Source organism: Vreelandella venusta (assembly GCF_044809155.1).
Classification (GTDB): Bacteria; Pseudomonadota; Gammaproteobacteria; order Pseudomonadales; family Halomonadaceae; genus Vreelandella; species Vreelandella venusta_B.
In genome coordinates, this window is sequence record NZ_CP085241.1 from 559,044 (window position 1) to 578,271 (window position 19,228).

The following is a 19,228-nucleotide window of genomic DNA, read 5'->3' on the forward strand; positions in this document are numbered from 1 at the left end:
CATACGAGTATTGTTAGAATGGCCGCTGCTTTTTCTACTAGCGGCAGTGCCTATACCATGCAATCTCTTGATTATTTTGATCCGGCAACCACCGTTGCTGCCGATTCGGCCAGCCAGTCCACGCTAGCCGACAGCCAAGACGCTAAACAAAAGCGCGAATTCAATAAGTTGCAAAAACGCCTGCGCCGCGAGGTGGGGAATGCCATCATTGATTATCAGATGATTAATGAAGGCGACAGGGTAATGGTGTGCCTGTCAGGTGGTAAAGATAGCTACACCATGCTTGAGATATTGCGCAACCTGCAGCGTAACGCACCGGTTAACTTCTCGCTGGTGGCGGTGAATATGGATCAAAAGCAGCCGGGGTTCCCAGAGCATATCCTTCCCCAGTATTTAGAAAAGCAGGGGGTGGAGTACCACATTTTAGAGCGAGACACCTACTCGGTGGTGAAGGAGAAAACCCCCGAAGGTAAAACCACCTGCGCGCTCTGCTCACGTTTGCGCAGAGGGTCGTTGTATGGCTTTGCCGAAGAAATTGGGGCTACCAAAATCGCGTTGGGCCATCACCGTGAAGATATTTTAGAAACGCTGTTTTTGAATATGTTCTTTGGCGGGACTTTAAAAGCCATGCCGCCTAAGCTGCTATCTGATGATGGTAAAAACATTGTCATTCGCCCGCTTGCGTACTGCAAAGAGGCGGATATTGCCGAGTTCTCCCGGCTAATGGAGTTTCCCATCATTCCCTGTAATTTGTGTGGTTCGCAGCCTAATCTTCAGCGTCAGGTGGTTAAAGATATGCTGGCCGAGTGGGATAAGAAGCATCCTGGGCGGCTGGAAAGTATGTTTAAAGCAGTAACAAATGTGGCGCCTTCCCAGCTCGCCGACCGCCAACTGTTTGATTTTGAAAGCCTGGAAGACAAACAAGCCGCAATGATGGCCGGGCGTATCCAAGCCTTTAACGTGGTATAGCCGTCTGTTCGTCTTCTTCAGCCAAGATAATTAACCGTTGCATGTCGAGGATGTTAATTTCACGTCCTGACACGGCTACCACGGCCTGTTGCTGGAAACGGCTAAGAATCCGGCTAACAGTCTCCACAGCTAAACCTAGGTAATTGCCCAGGTCCGCCCGAGACATAGAGAGCCGGAAGCTGAAGGGCGAGTACCCACGGCGGCGAAAGCGGTCTGAAAGGGTAATTAAAAAGCTGGCGAGCCGCTGATCAGCGGTTTTGCGTGATAACAAACGCATCATGCGCCGATCATCCTTTAGTTCTTTGCTCATGCTCCGGTAGAGCTGTCCCCGTAGTTCTGGCAGCTCTTCAGAGAGTGTGTCTAAGCGGTCGAAAGGAATTTCGCAAACCGTGGTAGTTTCCAGAGCAATAACGCTGCCGGGGTAATAGTTTTCATCGATACCGTCTAACCCTACCAATTCGCTGGGCAGATAAAAATTGGTGAGCTGATCATTGCCATTACCTTCACTGGTAACCTGTTTAAGGCTACCCGAGCGCACGGCATAGACACTGGTAAACGGGTCTTCCTGGCGAAACAGTGGTTCGCCTTTTTTAAGCGGCGCGCGACGGCGGATAATCGCATCGAACTGCCCCATATCCTCAAGCTCCAGGGCCAGCGGCAGGCACAACGAACTAAGACTGCAGGTTTGACAGCGCGCTTCTTGCAGCAGTGAACGTCGGGGGCTGGCTTGGTGAGGCATGTAATTCTCCATTTATCATTTGCCATGATAGGCGCCAGACAAAAGCGCCTCAATAGGGTCACATAATCTTTGAGTAACGTGTAGATGATTGACCCGGTAAATAAGCATCGAAGGCCATAGCAATATGACGAATAAGCAGTCGGCCAGCGGGTGTGGCGTTCAAAGAGAGACCGTCACGTATTAGCAAGCCGTCCTGTTCTGCTATGTGAAGCTGCTCAAGAACCGGAGAGAAATAGTTAGCAGCATCAACTCCCCAGCGTTGGCCTATCGCAGCTAAATCAATTCGCATATCGCACATTAAGCGTTCAATGACATCTCGACGTATTAGGTCATCATGATTTAATCGTAAACCTTTTTCTGTCGCTAGCCTACCTTGATCTATCGCTGTCTCAAAGTGCGCAAGAGAAGTTGGGTTTTGTGCATAGACGTCATCCACGCGAGAAATGGCTGAAACACCGAGTCCTATCAAGTCGCACTGGGCGTGGCTGGAGTAACCTTGAAAATTGCGCTGCAGCGAGCCGTTACGCTGTGCAACCGCCAAGCTATCATCTGGCCGAGCAAAATGATCCATCCCAATATGTACATAGCCTGCATTGGTCAGCATCTCAATAGCGGTATGCAAAATAGCGAGTTTTTCATCAGCGCTTGGTAGGTCTTCTTCGTTAATACGCCGCTGGGGCGCAAAGCGGGTGGGCATGTGGGCGTAGTTAAATACCGACAGTCGTGCAGGGTTGAGTTCTATGACTTGGCGAAGCGTTTCGGCAAAGCTCTGTTCAGTCTGGAAGGGGAGGCCATAGATCAAATCCAGATTGAGGGAACGAAAGCCTAGACGATGAGCTTCATCCATTAGGGTCTCGGTGAGTACCCGTGGCTGCACGCGATTGATCGCTTTTTGTACCTGTGGGTTTAAATCCTGTACGCCAAGGCTCAGCCGATTAAAGCCCAGCGACTGTAAGTGGCGAAGGGTAAAGACATCGGCTTCCCGTGGGTCAATTTCAATGGCGTAGTCACGATCAGGCGACATGGATAAACCAAAGCGCGCATCAAGGCGATCGATCAGATCGCTCATTTGGGAAAGCGAAAGAAACGTCGGTGTACCGCCGCCCCAATGCAGTTGTTGCACTGGCCGATGAGTATCTAAATGGCGAGCAGTTAAGACCATTTCACGGTCGAGCCTAGATAAGTAAGGCTCTGCCAGCTGCGTGTTTTTGGTCGCAATCTTATTGCAGGCGCAGTAGAAGCAAATTTTGCGACAGAAAGGCACGTGTACATAAAGCGAGAGTGGCCGCTGGTTCTGATTGCTGCGTTCTAGTGCTTGGGTAAAGTCATCTGCGGTGAACTGCTCATGAAAAGCGAGTGCCGTAGGGTAAGAGGTGTAACGTGGGCCGCTTTTGTCATAACGGCGTAGCAGCGCCTCGTCCCAGGCAGTGGCCGAAGGCGCTGCAAGTGTAGGGTGTGAAACGGCAGCAGTGGCTTGTGCACGCATGGAAGGCGCTCCAGGGTTTAAAAGCAAGGTGTCACCAAGCTTGAATAGCAAGATTACAAAAGCAATAGGGGATAACAGGTGTAAACGCCTGGCCAACAGGCATAAACGCTGTTAAATGCTAGAACAAGCAAACCATGAAAGCGTTGAGCTACATCAAGTAATGCGTGCCGGTGTGTTAATGGGCGCTATGCCCCGCCAGCGCCCATAATTGCCATACTGCAAAACCAATAATCGTGAGTGCAGCAATGCTACGTGTGGCCGGATGGCGTATTAGCTGGCTAAGCTGCTGGGCGGCTAAACCCGTTGCGAGTAAGGCGGGCAGGGTGCCTACTCCAAAAGCGCCCATTAGCAGCGCACCTTGAAGCGGGTCGGCAATCGCGAGACTCCAGGCAAGCATGGAATAGACCAGGCCACAGGGAAGCCAACCCCATAGCGCGCCCAGGGTAAACGCTTGGGGTAGATGGACGACAGGCATTAGACGGCGCCCCAGCGGCTCTATGTAGCGCCACAGGTGTCGTCCGATGGCTTCGACTTTAAGCAGGCCTTTCCACCAGTTGGCGATGTACAGCGCCATTAAGATTAGCATTAGCGCGGCGAATCCCTGCAGCACAATGCGAGCGGTCGGTGAAAGGGAAATAAACGTACCTAAAGCGGCCACGATAGCGCCTGCCACCATGTAGCTGAGTATCCGGCCAGCATTATAGCTGAGCAGAAGCCCTCCCATACGGGCGGGATGGCGCATGCTTGGTGGTACGGCGAAGGTGAGAGCGCTCATGATTCCGCCGCACATGCCAATGCAGTGGGCACCCCCCATTAAACCAAATACAAATGCCGCCATCACCGGCGGTAAATCTAACCCTGTCGGGTTCATGGCGGCGGCTCTGAGCTATCGGATTTGGTTTGCGCGGGAGGCGCTTTTTTACGCTCGGCGCGCTGCTCCTTGGTTAGGTCGTTCTCGTCGTCATCGAATAAAACGCGATGAGCGGGGCCTTCAAGATCGTCAAACTGATCATGTTTCACCGCCCAAAAAAATGCCCAGACCGCAAGGCCCAACAAGATGAGTGACAAGGGAATCAGCAGATAGAGAATGGTCATGCGCTCACCGGATGAGTAGAGGCTGTCAGCGGGGCAGGAGAGGTGCGCCAGCGAGACAAGCGCAGCGCATTACCCACCACGACTAGCGAGCTAAGCGACATGCCGATAGCGGCAAGCCAAGGCGGCACTAACCCCATGGCTGCCAGTGGCAGTGCCGAAAAGTTGTAGCAAACTGACCATAGCATGTTTTGTCGCATGATCTTGCGGGTGGCTCCGGAAATCTCGATAGCGTCATATATCCGCATCAAGCGTGGGCTGAGGAGCACTGCATCGGCACGCGTGCGGGCTAAGTCAGTGGCGCCGTTCATGGCAATTGCCACGTCCGCACCGGCTAAGATCGGTACGTCGTTAATGCCGTCGCCAATCATGACCACGCACTCGCCCTGCGCCTGCAGTTCGCGTAATCGCTCAAGCTTACCTTCAGGCGACTTTCCTGCATGCCATGTCGTGATGTTGAGCTGCTGAGCCAGGCTCTCAACCGCTTCCTGGGTATCCCCTGAGAGAAGCTCAACCGCTAAGCCTCTGGCCTGCAGAGCGGCCACCGTTTGGGCGGCATCTTCACGAATGCCGTCATGTAGCTTAAACCATGCGCGTGGCTCGCTATTTTCGCTTAGCAGTAGCCACTGACCAACACTGGGCAGTGCGATAGCTGTTTTGCTGGCGAAGTCGGGCTTGCCTAAACGCCAAGTGGCGCCGTTGAGCGTGCCCTCTAACCCTGCGCCGGTATAGCTCTGTACATGGCGAGCCTGTAGCGTGGCGTCGCGGAAAGGGCGGAATGCCCGAGCAATGGGATGCTCTGAGTGCGCTTCTAACGCTGCCGCAATTGCCCTTGCTCGTTCAGTGCTTAATTCGGGTGACTCAGCGGAAGGGCTGGCGAGCGGAATCGTTTGTGTGAGGTGCATCTCGCCCCGGGTTAGCGTCCCTGTTTTGTCGAAAATAACCCGCGTCACGTTAGAGAGCGACTCCATCGCATCGGCGCGGGTAATCAGTACACCGCGCTTGCGAAGCTGCCCATGCCCTGCGGTTAGTGCCGTCGGGGTAGCCAGGGCCAGCGCACAGGGGCAAGTGACAACCAGCACCGACAGCATAATCCACAGCACTCGCGATGGATCGATGAACCACCAGGCGACGGTAACGCAAGCCGTCACCACCAGCAGGCGCAAAACAAACAGATGCGCCATACGCGCAGCCATTTGAGCAAGCCTTGGGCGGCTGGCAAAGGCGCGGTCGGTTAAATCCACAATGCTCGCCACGCGTGCTTCGCCCCCTGCATGGGTAACGGAGACGATTAGCGGATTCTCCATATTCTGGCTGCCGCCGGTGACGCTATCGCCAACGCGCCGTGTAACCGGCAGGTACTCCCCGGTCAGCATGGACTCATCGAGGCTGGATTCGCCCTCTTCAATAATGCCATCGGCGGGCACGCCGTGGCCCGGCTTGATCAGTATGCGGTCGCCTGTTGCAAGCTCGCTAGCCGGTAGAATGCGCTCGCTGCCATCGGCTTCAAGGCGGGTGGCGGAAACCGGCAAGACCCCGCTTAACGCGTTGCCACTGTGGCCACTGCGTCGCCTGGCGCGGCCTTCTACATAGCGGCCAAACAACAGAAAGAACGTAAACATGGCCACTGAGTCGTAATACACTTCGCCCACTCCAAACAGCACCGCATAGCTGCTGGCTAAGTAGGCGCCACCGATGGCTAGCGAGACCGGTACATCCATACCCAGCACGCCGGTTTTAAGGTCGCGCAGCGCATTACGGAAAAAGGGTTGGGCTGAGAAAAGCACCACCGGCGTTGCTAGGGCGAACGATAGCCAGTGGAAAAGTGCATAAAAATCCGCGCTGATTTCACCTGGCCCCGCGACGTAGATTGGGATAGAGAACATCATGACCTGCATCATGCCAACGGCGGCGACAATCAGGCGGCGAACGTTCATACGCTCTTCGTGCTGCAAACGCGCTTGGGCTTGGTCAGGCTCGTAGGGTTGGGCGTCGTAACCAATCGCTGCCAGCTCGGCGAATAGCTGCGATAGTTTGACGACGTTAGGGTCCCAGCTCACTCGCAGGCGGTGATGGGTTAAGTTCACCGCACTCGATTGTATGCCCTCAAGGGCGTTTAAACGGTGTTCAATTAACCAGGCACACGCGGCGCAGGTAATGCCCTCGACGGCTAATGTCGCTCTCACAAAGCCCTCATCGCCATCGGCATGCACAAACTGCGCCTGCAGGCCTGGGTCATCAAAAACGGACCAGGTTTCCGCTTTAGCGGCCTGGCGCTCATCAGGGCGTTCCGGTAGCTCGGTGCGGTAGCGGTAATAGCTTTCCAGCCCTCCATCCACAATGGCATGAGCCACTGCTTCGCAGCCTGGGCAGCAAAGTGGATGGGAGGTTTCGTCTAGTTTAATCTGCCACGGTGCCCCGGAAGGCACCGGATTGCCGCAGTGATAGCAGCTAGGAGAAGTGACGGTGGTGCTCATTCGCTTGCAGGACGCCCTCCTGGCAGTAGAGCAATGCTATTTTCATCAGGGAAGCGCGCCTCGCCGATCAACCGCCAGTCAGCGTTGGTCTGCTCTGGTTGAAGCTGGATATACCAGCGGTAGCGAAGATTATCCGGCCCTTGGGTGATATAGCGGCCGTCTCGTACGTGTTCCAAGACAAACTCTTGGTCCCGATCATCCTGTGTTGGGAATATCAGCATTAGATAAAGTTTATCTGGACGGTCATCGCCTGCTAAGTCAAGCACGATATCACTGGTCAGTGGGTCGATGCGCAGCTCTGCTGAGAGGTTTAGCTCATTGGCGCGCTCCTGCTTGGCAAACACCATGTTAATGGCTTTGCCATGCTCGTAGTAATCTTCCTGTACCACCATGCCGTCTGCGGTTTTGATCGAGACGACCGCAAAGGTGGTACTGAACACAATGGATGTAAACAGCAAGCCAATTAAAAACCATGGCCAAAATTGCTTGTACCAGGGGGTAACGTTGGGGGAGGACATGGCGCCTTTTTATCTCCTAATGTCGCCCAGAAAACGCGACTCACGCTCAATACGGAGGCTCTCGTCTTGTTGGGCTTGCAAGGTAAATATAATGGGGTGGCTTGGTTCAGTGAGGTCACTAGCATCCACAAGTACCGTCACGATCTGTAGGCGAGCCTCACCTGCTGGGACGCTGACAGCAACATCATCTAACGTCACACTCGGCAATCCGGATACGCTCAAGCGATAGGTGTGGTCTTGGTTATCTAAGTTGCGAATGTTCAAGCTATACACATTGCTAATGCGTCCATCTCGAGTCGTTTGATAGAGCTGGGTGCGCTCGCGTTCAACGTCGAACCCCAGGGGCATACGGTCATTCACCGCCCAGGCGAATGCCGCTACCATCACCATGAGTGCCGCGAAATAGCCAAGCAGGCGAGGGCGTAAGATGTGACTCTTTTTACCTTCTAGTGCATTTTCAGTGGTGTAGCGAACAAGCCCCCTTGGATAACCCATCTTATCCATTACGCTGTCGCAGGCGTCAATGCACGCCGCGCAGGTAATGCACTCATACTGCAGGCCGTCACGAATATCGATGCCGGTTGGACATACCTGAACACACAGGTCGCAATCGATACAGTCGCCTAGGCCAGCTTCTCTCGCTTGGGTATGGGTAAGCGATTTTTTGCGGCTGCCGCGAGGTTCGCCACGCTCTTTGTCATAGGAAACGATGAGCGTATCGCGGTCAAACATCACCGACTGGAAGCGAGCATAGGGGCACATATAAATGCATACCTGTTCGCGCAGCCAGCCGGCGTTTAGGTAGGTAAATACTAAAAAGAAGCCTACCCAGAAGTAAGACCAGCCGTGGGCTTCAAGCGTAGGCAGCTCGGTCACCAGCGTGCGAATAGGGGTGAAGTAGCCAACAAAGGTAATACCTGTCGCGAGCGCGATGAGTAGCCAGGCGGTATGCTTAGCGCCTTTACGCCAGGCTTTATTGGCGGTGAGTGGCTGTTTATCTAGCTTGATACGCTGGTTTCGGGAGCCTTCAATACGGTGCTCTAGCCAAATAAACAGAAACGTCCAGACGCTTTGCGGGCAGGTATAGCCACACCAAACACGCCCTGCAAAGACGGTAATGAAAAATAGCCCAAAGGCGCAGATTATGAGCAGCCACGAGAGCAGTACAAATTCTTGTGGGTAGAACGTAGCCGCAAAAATATGGAATTCACGGCCGGGTAAATCAAACCAAATAGCTGGACGGTCTCCCAAGTTGATCCACGGGAGTAAGAAAAATACCAACATGAGCGCCCAGTTAGCGCTGCGTCGAATCTTTTGGAACAGCCCTTTAATTTCGCGCACGTAGATATGTCGACGCTTGGCGTACATTTCCTGGGTGTGGCTTTCACCAGGGGTGTGATGCCCAACAGTCGGCGGCGTAATATCGTGGCTAGGTATTTTTTCCATGGCAATGATCGCAGCTCACATAGCAGGAATAGACGGCAGCACTGGGAATAGCTGTCAACCAGATAAATCTAATAATGAATAGTGTATCGGGTTGTGGATGAAGAAAGGGTGCGGTATGTAACCGCACCCCTTTAAAGCAGCGTTTTAAAACAGTTTAGCGCTGTTTAATCATTAAACCGCAAGCTATATACATATGCGGCAACTAGGTGAACACGCTCTTCACCAATGTAAGCTGCTTGTGCTGGCATGTGCCCGTTACGGCCATTGCGCAGCGTTTGACGAACGGAGTCTGCAACGCTTTGCCCTGGTGCTTGGTAGAGCCAAATGTCGTTGGTCAGATTAGGCGCGCCGAGAGCCGTGTTGCCCGTTCCGCTGGGTGTGTGACACGCTGCGCAGGCGGCAAGGAACGTGCTTTCACCGCTAGCCGCGCGCTCTTCATCATGTTCAAGATTAGAGAGCGAGAGCACGTACTGCGTGAGATTTTCGATGTTGTTCTCACCCAGCTGTTGCCAGGCAGGCATCAGTCCATTACGGCCGTTATTCAACGTCATCATAATGTTTTCTGGTTCGCCACCATACAACCAGTCGTCATCGGTCAAGTTCGGGAAGCCATAGCCACCCTGCGCATTGGAGCCGTGACATACAGCGCAGTTATTTAGGTAGACGCGTTCAGCTACCTGCATGGCTTCTGCATCTCTTGCGAGCTCAGGAATAGGGACTTCCTGGTACTGAGCAAAGATTGGCGTAAAGCGCTCCTCTGCATCGGCGACCTCCTCTTCCCACTGGCTCTCTTGAGACCAGCCCAAAACACCTGCGTAGTTGCCTAACCCTGGGTAAAGCACCAAATAGCCTAAGGCAAACACTACCGTGAGAACGAAGAGCTGGAACCACCACTTGGGCAGTGGATTGTCATACTCTTCAATGCCGTCGGCGGCGTGACCAGTGGTTTCAACATTACCATCAGCATCCGGGATTTTATCGGTACGGCGGTTGGCAAGTAGTATCCAAACGCTTAGAGCGATAGTGCCCAGCGTGATGACAATGATCCAGGCGCTCCAGAAGCTGGATAGGGAGTCACCCCATAAATTATTCATCTGTTTTTATCTCCCCTATCGTGGCGGGAATCTGCTTCGCGCTCAGGCGAAACATGCTTATCACGGGCTGGTTGCTCATCACTGTCGTCGGCGAAGGGCAGGTTAGCTGCCTCGTCAAAGTCTGGTTTGCGTCGCTTTGAATAGGACCAGGCAAAAATGCCTATAAAAGCAACAATCAAAAACAGCGTGATAAGACCGCGGAAAGTTCCCGTATCCATAGCTTAACGAGTGCCCTCGAGCACAGTTCCTAGTTGCTGCAGGTAGGCAACAAGCGCAGTGATTTCCTGCTGGCCTTGAACATCTGCAGTGGCTGTGGCGATATCTTCGTCGGTGTAAGGCACGCCTAACTGACGCAGTGTGCGCATTTTAGCCGGAGTAGAATCACCATCGAGGGTACGCTCAAACAGCCAGGGGTAAGCCGGCATAATAGATTCAGGCACCACATCGCGGGGGTTATACATGTGCGCACGGTGCCAGTCGTCGCTGTAGCGGCCGCCTACACGAGCCAAGTCTGGCCCAGTACGTTTCGAACCCCACAGGAAGTTGTGTTCGTACACTTGCTCACCAGCAACGTTGTAGTGGCCATAACGCTCGGTCTCAGCACGGAAGGGGCGCACCATTTGCGAGTGGCAGCCGACGCAGCCTTCGCGGCGGTAAATGTCGCGCCCTTCTAGCTCCAGTGCAGTCAAGGGGCGCAGCCCCTCAACGGGTTCGGTGGTGTCTTTTTGAAAGAACAGTGGAACCACCTCGGCCAAGCCGCCAAAGCTGATCGCAACCAGAATCAAGACGGCGAGCAGGCCAACGTTCTTTTCGACAATCTCATGTTTCATTGGTCTCAACTTCCCCGATTTAAGCGGCTTGCGGCGCTGGTTGGCTGATAGCTTCGCGGCGTTTTACCGTCATGTAGACATTAAACGCCATAATCAGCATGCCTGTGATCCAGAAGAGGCCGCCAATCAAGCGGACAAAGTAGCCGGGTCCACTGGCTTCAACCGATTCAACGAAGGTGTACATCAAGGTGCCATCAGCGTTAATTGCGCGCCACATCAGGCCTTGCAAGATGCCGTTCACCCACATAGCCGCGATGTAGAGTACGGTACCGATAGTGGCTAGCCAGAAGTGCACGGCGATCAGGCTGACGGAGTGCATTTCAGTGCGGCCAAATAGACGAGGGATCAGGTGATACATAGAGCCAATGGTGATCATGGCTACCCAGCCAAGCGCACCAGAGTGTACGTGGCCAATGGTCCAGTCGGTATAGTGAGAGAGCGCGTTGACGGTCTTAATGGCCATCATCGGTCCTTCAAACGTCGACATGCCGTAGAACGAGAGCGCCACTACCAAGAAGCGGAGTGTCGGATCTGTACGCAGCTTATGCCAAGCACCTGACAGCGTCATCATGCCGTTGATCATGCCGCCCCAGGAAGGAGCCAACAGGATGATCGACATAATCATGCCCAGCGACTGTGCCCAGTTGGGCAGCGCTGTGTAGTGCAGGTGGTGAGGGCCAGCCCACATGTAGATCATGATCAATGCCCAGAAATGGACAATAGACAGGCGGTAGGAGTAAATCGGACGCTCGGCCTGTTTTGGCACGAAGTAGTACATCATGCCCAGGAAGCCTGCGGTCAGGAAGAAGCCTACTGCGTTGTGTCCGTACCACCACTGCACCATCGCATCCACCGCACCCGCGTAGATCGAGGTGGAATACATGGGGGTCACTGGGATGGCTGCGTTGTTCACGATGTGCAGTACGGCAACCGTGATAATAAACGCAGCAAAGAACCAGTTGGCCACGTAGATATGCGACGTGGTTCGCTTCTTAATCGTCATTAAGAAGACAATCGCGTAGCTAATCCAAACGATGGCAATCAAGATATTGATTGGCCATTCAAGCTCTGCATACTCTTTGGTCGTGGTATAGCCTAGCGGCAATGACACCACTGCAGAGAGAATGACTGCCTGCCAACCCCAAAAGGTGAAGGCTGCGAGCTTGTCAGAGAAAAGGCGTGTCTGACAGGTGCGCTGAACGACGTAGTACGATGTCGCAAACAGCGCCGAGCCACCAAAGGCGAAAATTACGGCGTTAGTGTGTAACGGACGCAGGCGTCCGAAGCTCGTCCAAGGTAATCCGAGGTTCAGTTCCGGCCAAACCAACTGTGCGGCAAGGATGACACCAATGGTCATACCTACAATGCCCCACACAACGGTCATAATCGCGAACTGCCGAACCACCTTGTAGTTGTAGGTCGGGTGTTCCAGTGCTGTGCTCATTTCATGTTCCCATCGAACGCGGTTAGGGGGTAACCCGTGGCATTTTGCACGGATGCGGCCACCCGCTTGATGATGCAGGTCAAGATCCAGTCGCGATTCTAGCGCAGCGGGGCCTCAAGCTGAACAAGCCAATTGGAATAACACGGAATGACTAGGAGTATATCGTGTCTCGTTATAGTGAGTTGGGTTTCGTTAACATTGCGCCAGATGAACTGCCTAATGCGATGGAGAGTGCCACGAAACGGCGGTTTATAGTCGATGGCTACGGGCCTTTAACTATATCCGGTGAGCCACGATTTGGTCGGATACTGTTTGCGCACGGTGCCGGAGCCGGGCACTTATCAGATTTTATGCGTCAATTTGTCGCGACGTTAGCAGGTGGTGGTTTGCAAGTATTGGCGATTGATTTTCCTTATATGCAGCACGCCTATGAATTAGGAAAACGGCGCCCTCCACCACCTGCTGGTCATACCTTGGCACACTTTGGCCGATGGTATCAGTTGCTTTGCCCATTCGGGGCCTCTCCCCTGTGGGTAGGAGGGAAGTCAATGGGAGGGCGTATCGCCTCTATGTTTGCGAGTAATGCGTTAACAAGTGAGGCCACTAGTCATGAAAAAGGTTGCCCCGGCCTTGTTGTTGCTGGCTACCCTTTTCATCCACCCAGGCAGCCCCATAAGCTTCGCGTGGCGCATTTTGCGTCTGTGAGTTGTCCAGCGTTGATTCTCCAGGGCGAACGCGACCCGTTCGGGAATATCGAGGAGGTTTCTGGTTATGCGCTTCCGCCCACTACACAATTAAAGTGGCTGCAAGATGGCGACCATGATTTTAAACCGCGCCGGTCTTCTGGGCTAAAACATACGGTTTTGATTGACGACGCAGCTATTTATGCGGCATCCTTCGTCCGCGCTCACCACACGGTAGCGGCAGGGTGAGCAAGATATTGGTTTAAATCAAAAGATTTAAACACGATGTATTGACATCCGGTCAGGCTTCTGTAGAATGCAGCGCCACGTGACCAGCGGGTGGTTAGCTCAGTTGGGAGAGCACCAGCCTTACAAGCTGGGGGTCACTGGTTCGAACCCAGTACCACCCACCATTTTAATGGTGACTGGAAGCGTAAAACAGTACGAATTGATGCAGTAGTGGACCGGTAGTTCAGTTGGTTAGAATGCCGGCCTGTCACGCCGGAGGTCGCGAGTTCGAGTCTCGTCCGGTCCGCCATCATCAGTTTTTATTGTGCTTAGTTGTCGTATGTGGACCGGTAGTTCAGTTGGTTAGAATGCCGGCCTGTCACGCCGGAGGTCGCGAGTTCGAGTCTCGTCCGGTCCGCCACGATAACGTAAGAAATCAAAATATTGGGTACTTGTTACCTAAATATTTAGGGCGGTTAGCTCAGTTGGGAGAGCACCAGCCTTACAAGCTGGGGGTCACTGGTTCGAACCCAGTACCGCCCACCATTTAAAAGCACTTGTGTAATTAAATGGTTTTAGTGCCTTGATGTGGACCGGTAGTTCAGTTGGTTAGAATGCCGGCCTGTCACGCCGGAGGTCGCGAGTTCGAGTCTCGTCCGGTCCGCCATTCAAGTTGCACATGTGTAAGTTATCAGCATTAGCTGAACGAATTCTAAAAAGCCCGGATCATCGATCTGGGCTTTTTTATTGTGCGCTCTTTATTTTATGGCGTGCAGCATCAAGGCTGCACGCTTGTATTAACTGATAGATTAACTGATAGCACTCACGCCTGCTTTGGCAATTTGAACATCTTGATCAGGCTTAACGCCAGAAATGCCAACAGCGCCCACCACATGACCATCTACGGTGATCGGCACGCCGCCAGATAACAAACCCTGTAGCGGAGCAGAAATAAACGCAGTACGTCCGCCGTTAATCATCTCTTCGAAAACTTGCGTTTCTTTGCGGCCCAGTGCCGCGCTGCGTGCTTTTTGAGTGGCTACATCCGCGCTGAAAGGGGCAGCGCCATCTAGGCGGCGCAGGGCCAGCAGGTGGCCGCCATCGTCGGTCACCGCAATAGTGACAGGCCATCCATTGCTGTCAGCTTCTTTTTGGGCGGCGTCTAATACGGTAATGACGTCGGCTTGGCCGAGAATTGATTTGGTTTGCATGAAAAGCTCCTTTTATTTAGAAAAAAATGCCGTGCAGCCCGCCAAGCGGGGCTGCAACGGCAGAATACGTTAGTGGTTATACCAGTGCGGCATCAACCACTTCTACCCAATGACGAACCGGCGTTCGGTTGGCGCTTGCTAAATGTGTTTGGCAGCCAATATTAGCAGTTACGATGACTTCTGGGTTGCCTGCTTCTAATGCATTTAGCTTATTATCCCGCAATTGAGTGGCAAGCACCGGTTGGGTAACCGAGTAAGTGCCTGCCGAGCCGCAGCAAAGGTGGCTATCTTGAACGGGCGTAAGCGCAAACCCGAGCTTGCTAAGCACCCCTTCAACCGCGCCATTAAGCTTTTGTGCATGCTGCAGCGTGCAGGGGCAGTGAAACGCCAACCGCTGTTGCGCTTTCAGCTGTAGTTTCTCTAGAGGTTCATCGCGCAGTACTTCAACTAAGTCTTTCGCTAGCGCGCTGACCTTTTGGGCTTTATCGGCATACGCTGGGTCATCTTTGAGCATGTCGCCATACTCTTTAACGAAAGCGCCGCAGCCGCTCGCGGTTTGCACGATGGCTTCCGCGCCTTGCTCAATCTGTGGCCACCAGGCATCAATATTGGCACGCATGCGGGCGCGGCCGTCATCTTGAGCGTTTAGGTGAAAATCAATGGCGCCGCAGCAACCCGCTTCATTGACGGGAGTAACGCTGATGCCTAAACGGTCCAGTAAGCGGGCCGTAGCAGCGTTGGTGTTGGGCGAAAGGCCGGGCTGAACGCAGCCCTCTAATATCAGCACTTTTCGCTCATGGCGCTGGCTATCGGGGCGTTGGCCTGCATCCACGGGGGCAGGTGGCATTTTGCTGCGCAGTTTGCCAGGGACCAGTGGTTTAAAGGTCTGCCCTAATTTGAGCAGCGCTTTGAAACGCTTGGGTTCCACCAGCATTTTGCGCAGGGCATAACGCTGGGCGCGCTCTGGGGCCGAGCGTGGCACGCGGCGCTCAATTTCAGCGCGGCCAATATCGAGCAGTTTGTGGTACTCCACCCCTGAAGGGCAGGTGGTTTCACAATTACGGCACGTGAGGCAGCGGTCTAAGTGTAGGCGTGTCTCTTCAGTGACTTGATCATCGTCATCGCGACTCTCAAGCAGCTCTTTCATCAAGTAAATGCGGCCACGGGGACCGTCGCGCTCATCGCCCAGCAGCTGGTAAGTGGGGCAAGTGGCATTGCAAAAGCCGCAGTGTACGCAGGTGCGTAAAATGCGCTCAGCTTCTTGAATGTGCGGCTTTTGAAGGTCAGCGTCGGTAAAGTTCGTCTGCATGTCAGCTCTCCTAATTAAAACGCCGCATAAAGACGACCGGGGTTGAAAATGCCGTGGGCATCTAGCTCCGCCTTCAGGTTGCGATGATATTTTTCAACCACTGGGTTGAGCGGCGTAAACGGTGACGCTGCGCCGCCTTCTGCGTGAGGGGTATAGCAGGTGGCGTGTCCACCTGCCGCTTGGCAAGCCGCGCGCAGGGTATCGGCGTCGAGGTGAGTTTTTACCCAGCGCTGGCTACCGCCCCAGTCGTAGAAGATATCGTCTTCAGCAATATCCAGCGCCAAGCGAGGCGTATGAGGCGGTAGCGATAACCGCCACAGCGACTGGCCTTCGCTAAGCGTGAAAAATTCATGCTGCTGATCGCGCAGTTGCTGCCAAAACTCAGCGGAAAGCGCTTCCCCGCCCAACCGTTCCTGGGTGGCGTTAACGGAGCTTGCTCCTCCTTCCAGGCGAATAAACAGCTCGCCTGCGCGCCATGCGGCGGCGGTGATGGGTAGCGGTTGGCGACCAAGCTCTGAGAGCTTTTTCAGTGCGTCATCTAGCCCCATCGTCAGGCGAAGGCTGTGGCTTGCAGTGGGAATGGGCAGTACCTTAAAGGAGATATCAGCGAGTACCCCAAGCGTGCCTTGAGCGCCGACCATTAAGCGCGAAAGGTCGTAGCCCGCCACGTTTTTCATTACCTCGCCACCAAAGCGCAGCAGCTTGCCTTCTTGGGTGATGACTCGAGTGCCCAGTACAAAATCACGTGCTGCGCCTGCCCAGGGGCGGCGTGGGCCAGAGAGTCCGGTGGCCACGGCGCCGCCGATGGTGCTGGCATCGCCGTAGATAGGGGGTTCAAAGGCCAGCATTTGATTGTGTTCAGCCAGCGCGGCGTTAAGCGCGCTTAAGCGTGTGCCCGCGCGAGCAGTCACGACTAGTTCGACGGGATCGTACGACACTATCCCGCTGTGCTCGGCGATGTTTAGCGTTTGCCCCTCTACCGGACGGCCATAAAAGGCGCGGGTGTTGCCCGCCACTATGCGCAGCGGCGCTCGCTCTGCATAGGCGCTGCGGACTTGTTCACACAGCTGGGCAGAAATGTCCTGGTCGGCAGCGTTAATCGCTAGTTCGGTCATGGTGATTCCTAATGATTATTTTCCTAGTGATGGTGATAACTAGGCGTCGCCTTAGAAGCGCGGTAGCTCCGGGTGCGGTAACTCATTGTTATGCACATGCATTGCGCCAAACTCGGCGCAGCGTGCCAGAGTCGGAATATTCTTCCCTGGGTTTAGCAAGCGCTGGGGATCAAATGCGGCTTTTAAGGCGTGAAAAACGCTGATTTCATCGGCCTGGAACTGGCTGCACATTTGGTTGATTTTCTCTCGCCCTACACCGTGTTCGCCGGTGATCGAGCCGCCTGCTGCCACGCAAAGCTCAAGAATTTTGCCGCCGACATCTTCTGCTAACGCCAGCTGTCCCTCTTTGTTGGCATCAAACAAGATAAGTGGGTGCATATTGCCGTCACCCGCGTGGAAGACGTTGGCGACTAACAGGCCGCTCTCCTCAGAGAGGGCGGCAATGCCTTTAAGTACCCGCGGCAGCTCCCGGCGAGGAATGGTGCCGTCCATGCAGTAGTAATCGGGTGACATACGTCCGACCGCAGGGAAGGCGTTCTTGCGGCCTGCCCAGAATTTGGCGCGCTCGGCTTCATCGCGTGCCTGCTGAATATCCGTGGCGCCCGCTTTTTCTAATACACGGCGTACGGTGTTGCAATCATCGTCTACATCGGCCTCAACGCCGTCTAGCTCGCAAAGAAGAATCGCTTCTGCTTCAACGGGATAGCCCGCTTTGATGAAGTCTTCAGCGGCTTTGATCGCCAGCTTGTCCATCATTTCCAGGCCGCCGGGGATGATGCCAGCGGCAATGATGTCCCCCACCGCGCGCCCCGCTTTTTCGATATCGTCAAAGCTTGCCATTAAAACTTTGGCCGTCTCAGGTTTGGGCAGCAGCTTAACGGTAATCTCGGTCACCACGCCCAGCATGCCTTCGGAACCATTCATTAACGCCAGTAGGTCAAAGCCTGGCGCATCGAGTGCTTCAGACCCCAGCGTCATGTGTTCGCCTTCGATGGTCAACACATCGACCCGCATGACGTTATGCACCGTAAGGCCATATTTGAGGCAGTGGACGCCGCCGGCATTTTCAGCGACGTTACCACCGATGGAGCAGGCTATTTGCGAGGAAGGGTCGGGCGCGTAATAGAGTCCGTACGGCGCGGCTGCTTCGGAAATAGCCAGGTTTCGCACGCCAGGCTGTACCTGGGCGATGCGAGCGTCGGGGTCAACCTTGATAATTTGATTGAACCGCGACATGACCAGTAGCACGCCGTGTTCAAGCGGGAGGGCGCCGCCTGAAAGGCCGGTGCCTGCTCCGCGTGTGACCACCGGTACGCTTAGCGCGTGGCAGCGTTTCAGAAGACCTTCTACCTGTTCAAGGGTTTCGGGCATCGCGACCAGCATGGGCAGGACACGGTAGGCCGCCAGTCCATCGCACTCGAAGGGGCGTAAATCCTCTTCGCGGTGAAGTAGCGTTAAAGAAGGAACGGCGCTTTGCAGGTCGCTAAGCACCTCAGCTTTATCACGGTGGACGAATTCGCCATCAAGACGCTCGTCAAAAAGGATATTCATAGCGACATCCTAGCTTTTTATCATGAGAAGTAATGGCCATAGGGTAACGGCAGCACTGTTTTACCTGTTGACCAATTTGAGCTTTTTTTGTGCGCCTGTCTAGGTTGTGGTGCAATGGTCTGACCAGTAATTAGTCGATAGTCACACGCACCCTAGTGGCTTTTATCGCCTTAGCCTTTACGTTAGCTAACAACGTTTGCAATGTGGTCTGACCCTGGTGGTAGGGGGAAGGCTGACCGAAGGAGCGACCAGTGGTAGTAAATAGTGACGATGTTCCCATGGGGCGGCGCACTCCCGAGCACGTGGCTGCTAAGCTCGAAGAGTTAATCCTAGAAGGCGTGTTTCGGCCCGGACAGCTGCTGCCCTCCGAGCGGCGCTTATGCGAGCGCCTGGGAGTGTCTCGCGCCTCCCTGCGCGAAGGGTTAAGAATTTTGCGTAGCAAAGCCATTATCAATACGCGTCAGGGGCATGGCTCCACGGTGGCGTCGCTGCTGCCGATGCACCAGCAAAGTCCTTTAATGCACCTGTTTCGTGACCATCCGCGCACGCTGTTTGACTTGCTGGAGGTACGCGCCTTGTTGGAGGGCGAATCCGCCTACTTAGCGGCCAGGCGCGGTACGTCAATGGATCGCGTGCTGATCACCCGCCGCTACCGAGCGTTAGCCGAGTACGCCGCTCAGCCCGATAACATCGATGTTGAGCAGCTGGCACGGCTTGATCACGCGTTCCACTTAGCCATTTCGCAAGCTTCCCATAACCCGGTGCTGGTACATACGTTGCAAAGCCTGACCGATTTACTACTTAGCTCGGTGTTTGCCTCTGTGAAGCATCTTTACCATCGCCCTGGCCCCAGGGAGATGATCAATCAACAGCATGCTCACCTGCATGATACGGTGGTGAGTGGCGATGCGGAGCAGGCAAGGCGCATTGCGTTAGAGCACCTGACCAGCATTAGCGAGCTGTTGCGTGAAGTAGAAGCCGAGCATGACCGCCTAGAGCGCTCGGCTATGCGTTTAGAGCAGTGGCAGTGATGTGA

At 54.3% G+C, this 19,228-nt stretch carries 18 protein-coding genes and 5 tRNA genes; 8 read left to right on the forward strand and 15 right to left on the reverse strand.

Annotation, left to right across the window (positions count from 1 at the left end):
* Positions 1-57 precede the first annotated feature (57 nt).
* Positions 58-969 (forward strand): tRNA 2-thiocytidine(32) synthetase TtcA, encoded by a 912-nt coding sequence (ttcA, locus tag LG301_RS02730; RefSeq protein WP_404475153.1) that lies wholly within the window; start codon positions 58-60, stop codon positions 967-969.
* On the opposite strand, the gene fnr is transcribed toward ttcA, so the two are convergent.
* The 11 genes from fnr to ccoN form a co-directional block, all read right to left on the reverse strand.
* On the reverse strand, positions 956-1,708 hold the full coding sequence (fnr, locus tag LG301_RS02735; RefSeq protein WP_404473203.1) for a fumarate/nitrate reduction transcriptional regulator Fnr: 753 nt from the start codon (positions 1,706-1,708) through the stop codon (positions 956-958). The two genes, ttcA and fnr, sit on opposite strands and share 14 nt — an antisense overlap.
* Before the next feature lie 58 nt (positions 1,709-1,766).
* Complete coding sequence (gene hemN / locus LG301_RS02740) at positions 1,767-3,194, reverse strand: oxygen-independent coproporphyrinogen III oxidase (protein ID WP_404473205.1); 1,428 nt, start codon at positions 3,192-3,194, stop codon at positions 1,767-1,769.
* A gap of 175 nt (positions 3,195-3,369) precedes the next feature.
* On the reverse strand, positions 3,370-4,065 hold the full coding sequence (locus tag LG301_RS02745; protein ID WP_404473207.1) for a sulfite exporter TauE/SafE family protein: 696 nt from the start codon (positions 4,063-4,065) through the stop codon (positions 3,370-3,372).
* Positions 4,062-4,289 (reverse strand): cbb3-type cytochrome oxidase assembly protein CcoS, encoded by a 228-nt coding sequence (ccoS, locus tag LG301_RS02750; protein ID WP_404473209.1) that lies wholly within the window; start codon positions 4,287-4,289, stop codon positions 4,062-4,064. The genes LG301_RS02745 and ccoS overlap by 4 nt, the downstream gene beginning before the upstream one ends.
* Entirely contained in the window at positions 4,286-6,763 is a 2,478-nt protein-coding gene (locus LG301_RS02755; protein WP_404473211.1) for a heavy metal translocating P-type ATPase, read from the reverse strand. The genes ccoS and LG301_RS02755 overlap by 4 nt, the downstream gene beginning before the upstream one ends.
* Positions 6,760-7,281 (reverse strand): FixH family protein, encoded by a 522-nt coding sequence (locus LG301_RS02760; protein ID WP_404473213.1) that lies wholly within the window; start codon positions 7,279-7,281, stop codon positions 6,760-6,762. The genes LG301_RS02755 and LG301_RS02760 overlap by 4 nt, the downstream gene beginning before the upstream one ends.
* A gap of 9 nt (positions 7,282-7,290) precedes the next feature.
* Complete coding sequence (gene ccoG, locus LG301_RS02765) at positions 7,291-8,727, reverse strand: cytochrome c oxidase accessory protein CcoG (RefSeq protein ID WP_404473215.1); 1,437 nt, start codon at positions 8,725-8,727, stop codon at positions 7,291-7,293.
* A gap of 164 nt (positions 8,728-8,891) precedes the next feature.
* Complete coding sequence (ccoP, locus tag LG301_RS02770) at positions 8,892-9,821, reverse strand: cytochrome-c oxidase, cbb3-type subunit III (RefSeq protein ID WP_404473217.1); 930 nt, start codon at positions 9,819-9,821, stop codon at positions 8,892-8,894.
* Positions 9,818-10,039 (reverse strand): cbb3-type cytochrome oxidase subunit 3, encoded by a 222-nt coding sequence (locus tag LG301_RS02775; RefSeq protein WP_404473219.1) that lies wholly within the window; start codon positions 10,037-10,039, stop codon positions 9,818-9,820. Before LG301_RS02775 ends, ccoP begins: the two co-directional genes overlap by 4 nt.
* Before the next feature lie 3 nt (positions 10,040-10,042).
* Complete coding sequence (gene ccoO, locus LG301_RS02780; protein WP_404473221.1) at positions 10,043-10,651, reverse strand: cytochrome-c oxidase, cbb3-type subunit II; 609 nt, start codon at positions 10,649-10,651, stop codon at positions 10,043-10,045.
* Positions 10,652-10,670: 19 nt separating this feature from the next.
* Positions 10,671-12,095, reverse strand: coding sequence for a cytochrome-c oxidase, cbb3-type subunit I (gene ccoN, locus LG301_RS02785; protein WP_404473223.1), 1,425 nt, complete (start codon positions 12,093-12,095; stop codon positions 10,671-10,673).
* A 164-nt stretch (positions 12,096-12,259) separates the two neighbouring features.
* Here ccoN and LG301_RS02790 point away from each other — a divergent pair, with 164 nt between their 5' ends.
* From LG301_RS02790 to LG301_RS02815, 6 genes are all read left to right on the forward strand, one after another.
* Positions 12,260-13,027: an alpha/beta family hydrolase gene (locus LG301_RS02790; RefSeq protein ID WP_404473225.1), complete on the forward strand. Its 768-nt coding sequence runs from the start codon at positions 12,260-12,262 to the stop codon at positions 13,025-13,027.
* An 88-nt stretch (positions 13,028-13,115) separates the two neighbouring features.
* Positions 13,116-13,191: transfer RNA gene (locus tag LG301_RS02795), tRNA-Val, on the forward strand.
* 48 nt (positions 13,192-13,239) lie between these two features.
* Positions 13,240-13,316: transfer RNA gene (locus LG301_RS02800), tRNA-Asp, on the forward strand.
* Between the two features lie 34 nt (positions 13,317-13,350).
* Positions 13,351-13,427 (forward strand) — tRNA-Asp (locus tag LG301_RS02805).
* Between the two features lie 49 nt (positions 13,428-13,476).
* A tRNA-Val gene (locus LG301_RS02810) sits at positions 13,477-13,552 on the forward strand.
* A gap of 44 nt (positions 13,553-13,596) precedes the next feature.
* Positions 13,597-13,673, forward strand: a tRNA-Asp gene (locus LG301_RS02815).
* 142 nt (positions 13,674-13,815) lie between these two features.
* Here LG301_RS02815 and LG301_RS02820 read toward each other — a convergent pair.
* The 4 genes from LG301_RS02820 to glcD all read right to left on the reverse strand — a co-directional run bounded on the left by LG301_RS02820 (position 13,816) and on the right by glcD (position 18,192).
* Complete coding sequence (locus tag LG301_RS02820) at positions 13,816-14,217, reverse strand: heme-binding protein (protein ID WP_404473227.1); 402 nt, start codon at positions 14,215-14,217, stop codon at positions 13,816-13,818.
* Between the two features lie 76 nt (positions 14,218-14,293).
* Positions 14,294-15,526 carry a glycolate oxidase subunit GlcF gene (glcF, locus tag LG301_RS02825; RefSeq protein ID WP_404473229.1) on the reverse strand — a complete coding sequence of 411 codons (1,233 nt, stop codon included), beginning with the start codon at positions 15,524-15,526 and terminating at the stop codon, positions 14,294-14,296.
* Positions 15,527-15,540: 14 nt separating this feature from the next.
* Entirely contained in the window at positions 15,541-16,641 is a 1,101-nt protein-coding gene (gene glcE / locus LG301_RS02830) for a glycolate oxidase subunit GlcE (RefSeq protein WP_404473231.1), read from the reverse strand.
* 51 nt (positions 16,642-16,692) lie between these two features.
* Entirely contained in the window at positions 16,693-18,192 is a 1,500-nt protein-coding gene (gene glcD / locus LG301_RS02835) for a glycolate oxidase subunit GlcD (protein WP_404473232.1), read from the reverse strand.
* 251 nt (positions 18,193-18,443) lie between these two features.
* Between glcD and glcC the strand changes: the two genes are divergently transcribed.
* Positions 18,444-19,223, forward strand: a complete 780-nt coding sequence (gene glcC / locus LG301_RS02840) for a transcriptional regulator GlcC (protein ID WP_404473234.1) — start codon at positions 18,444-18,446, stop codon at positions 19,221-19,223.
* The last annotated feature ends 5 nt before the right edge of the window (positions 19,224-19,228 follow it).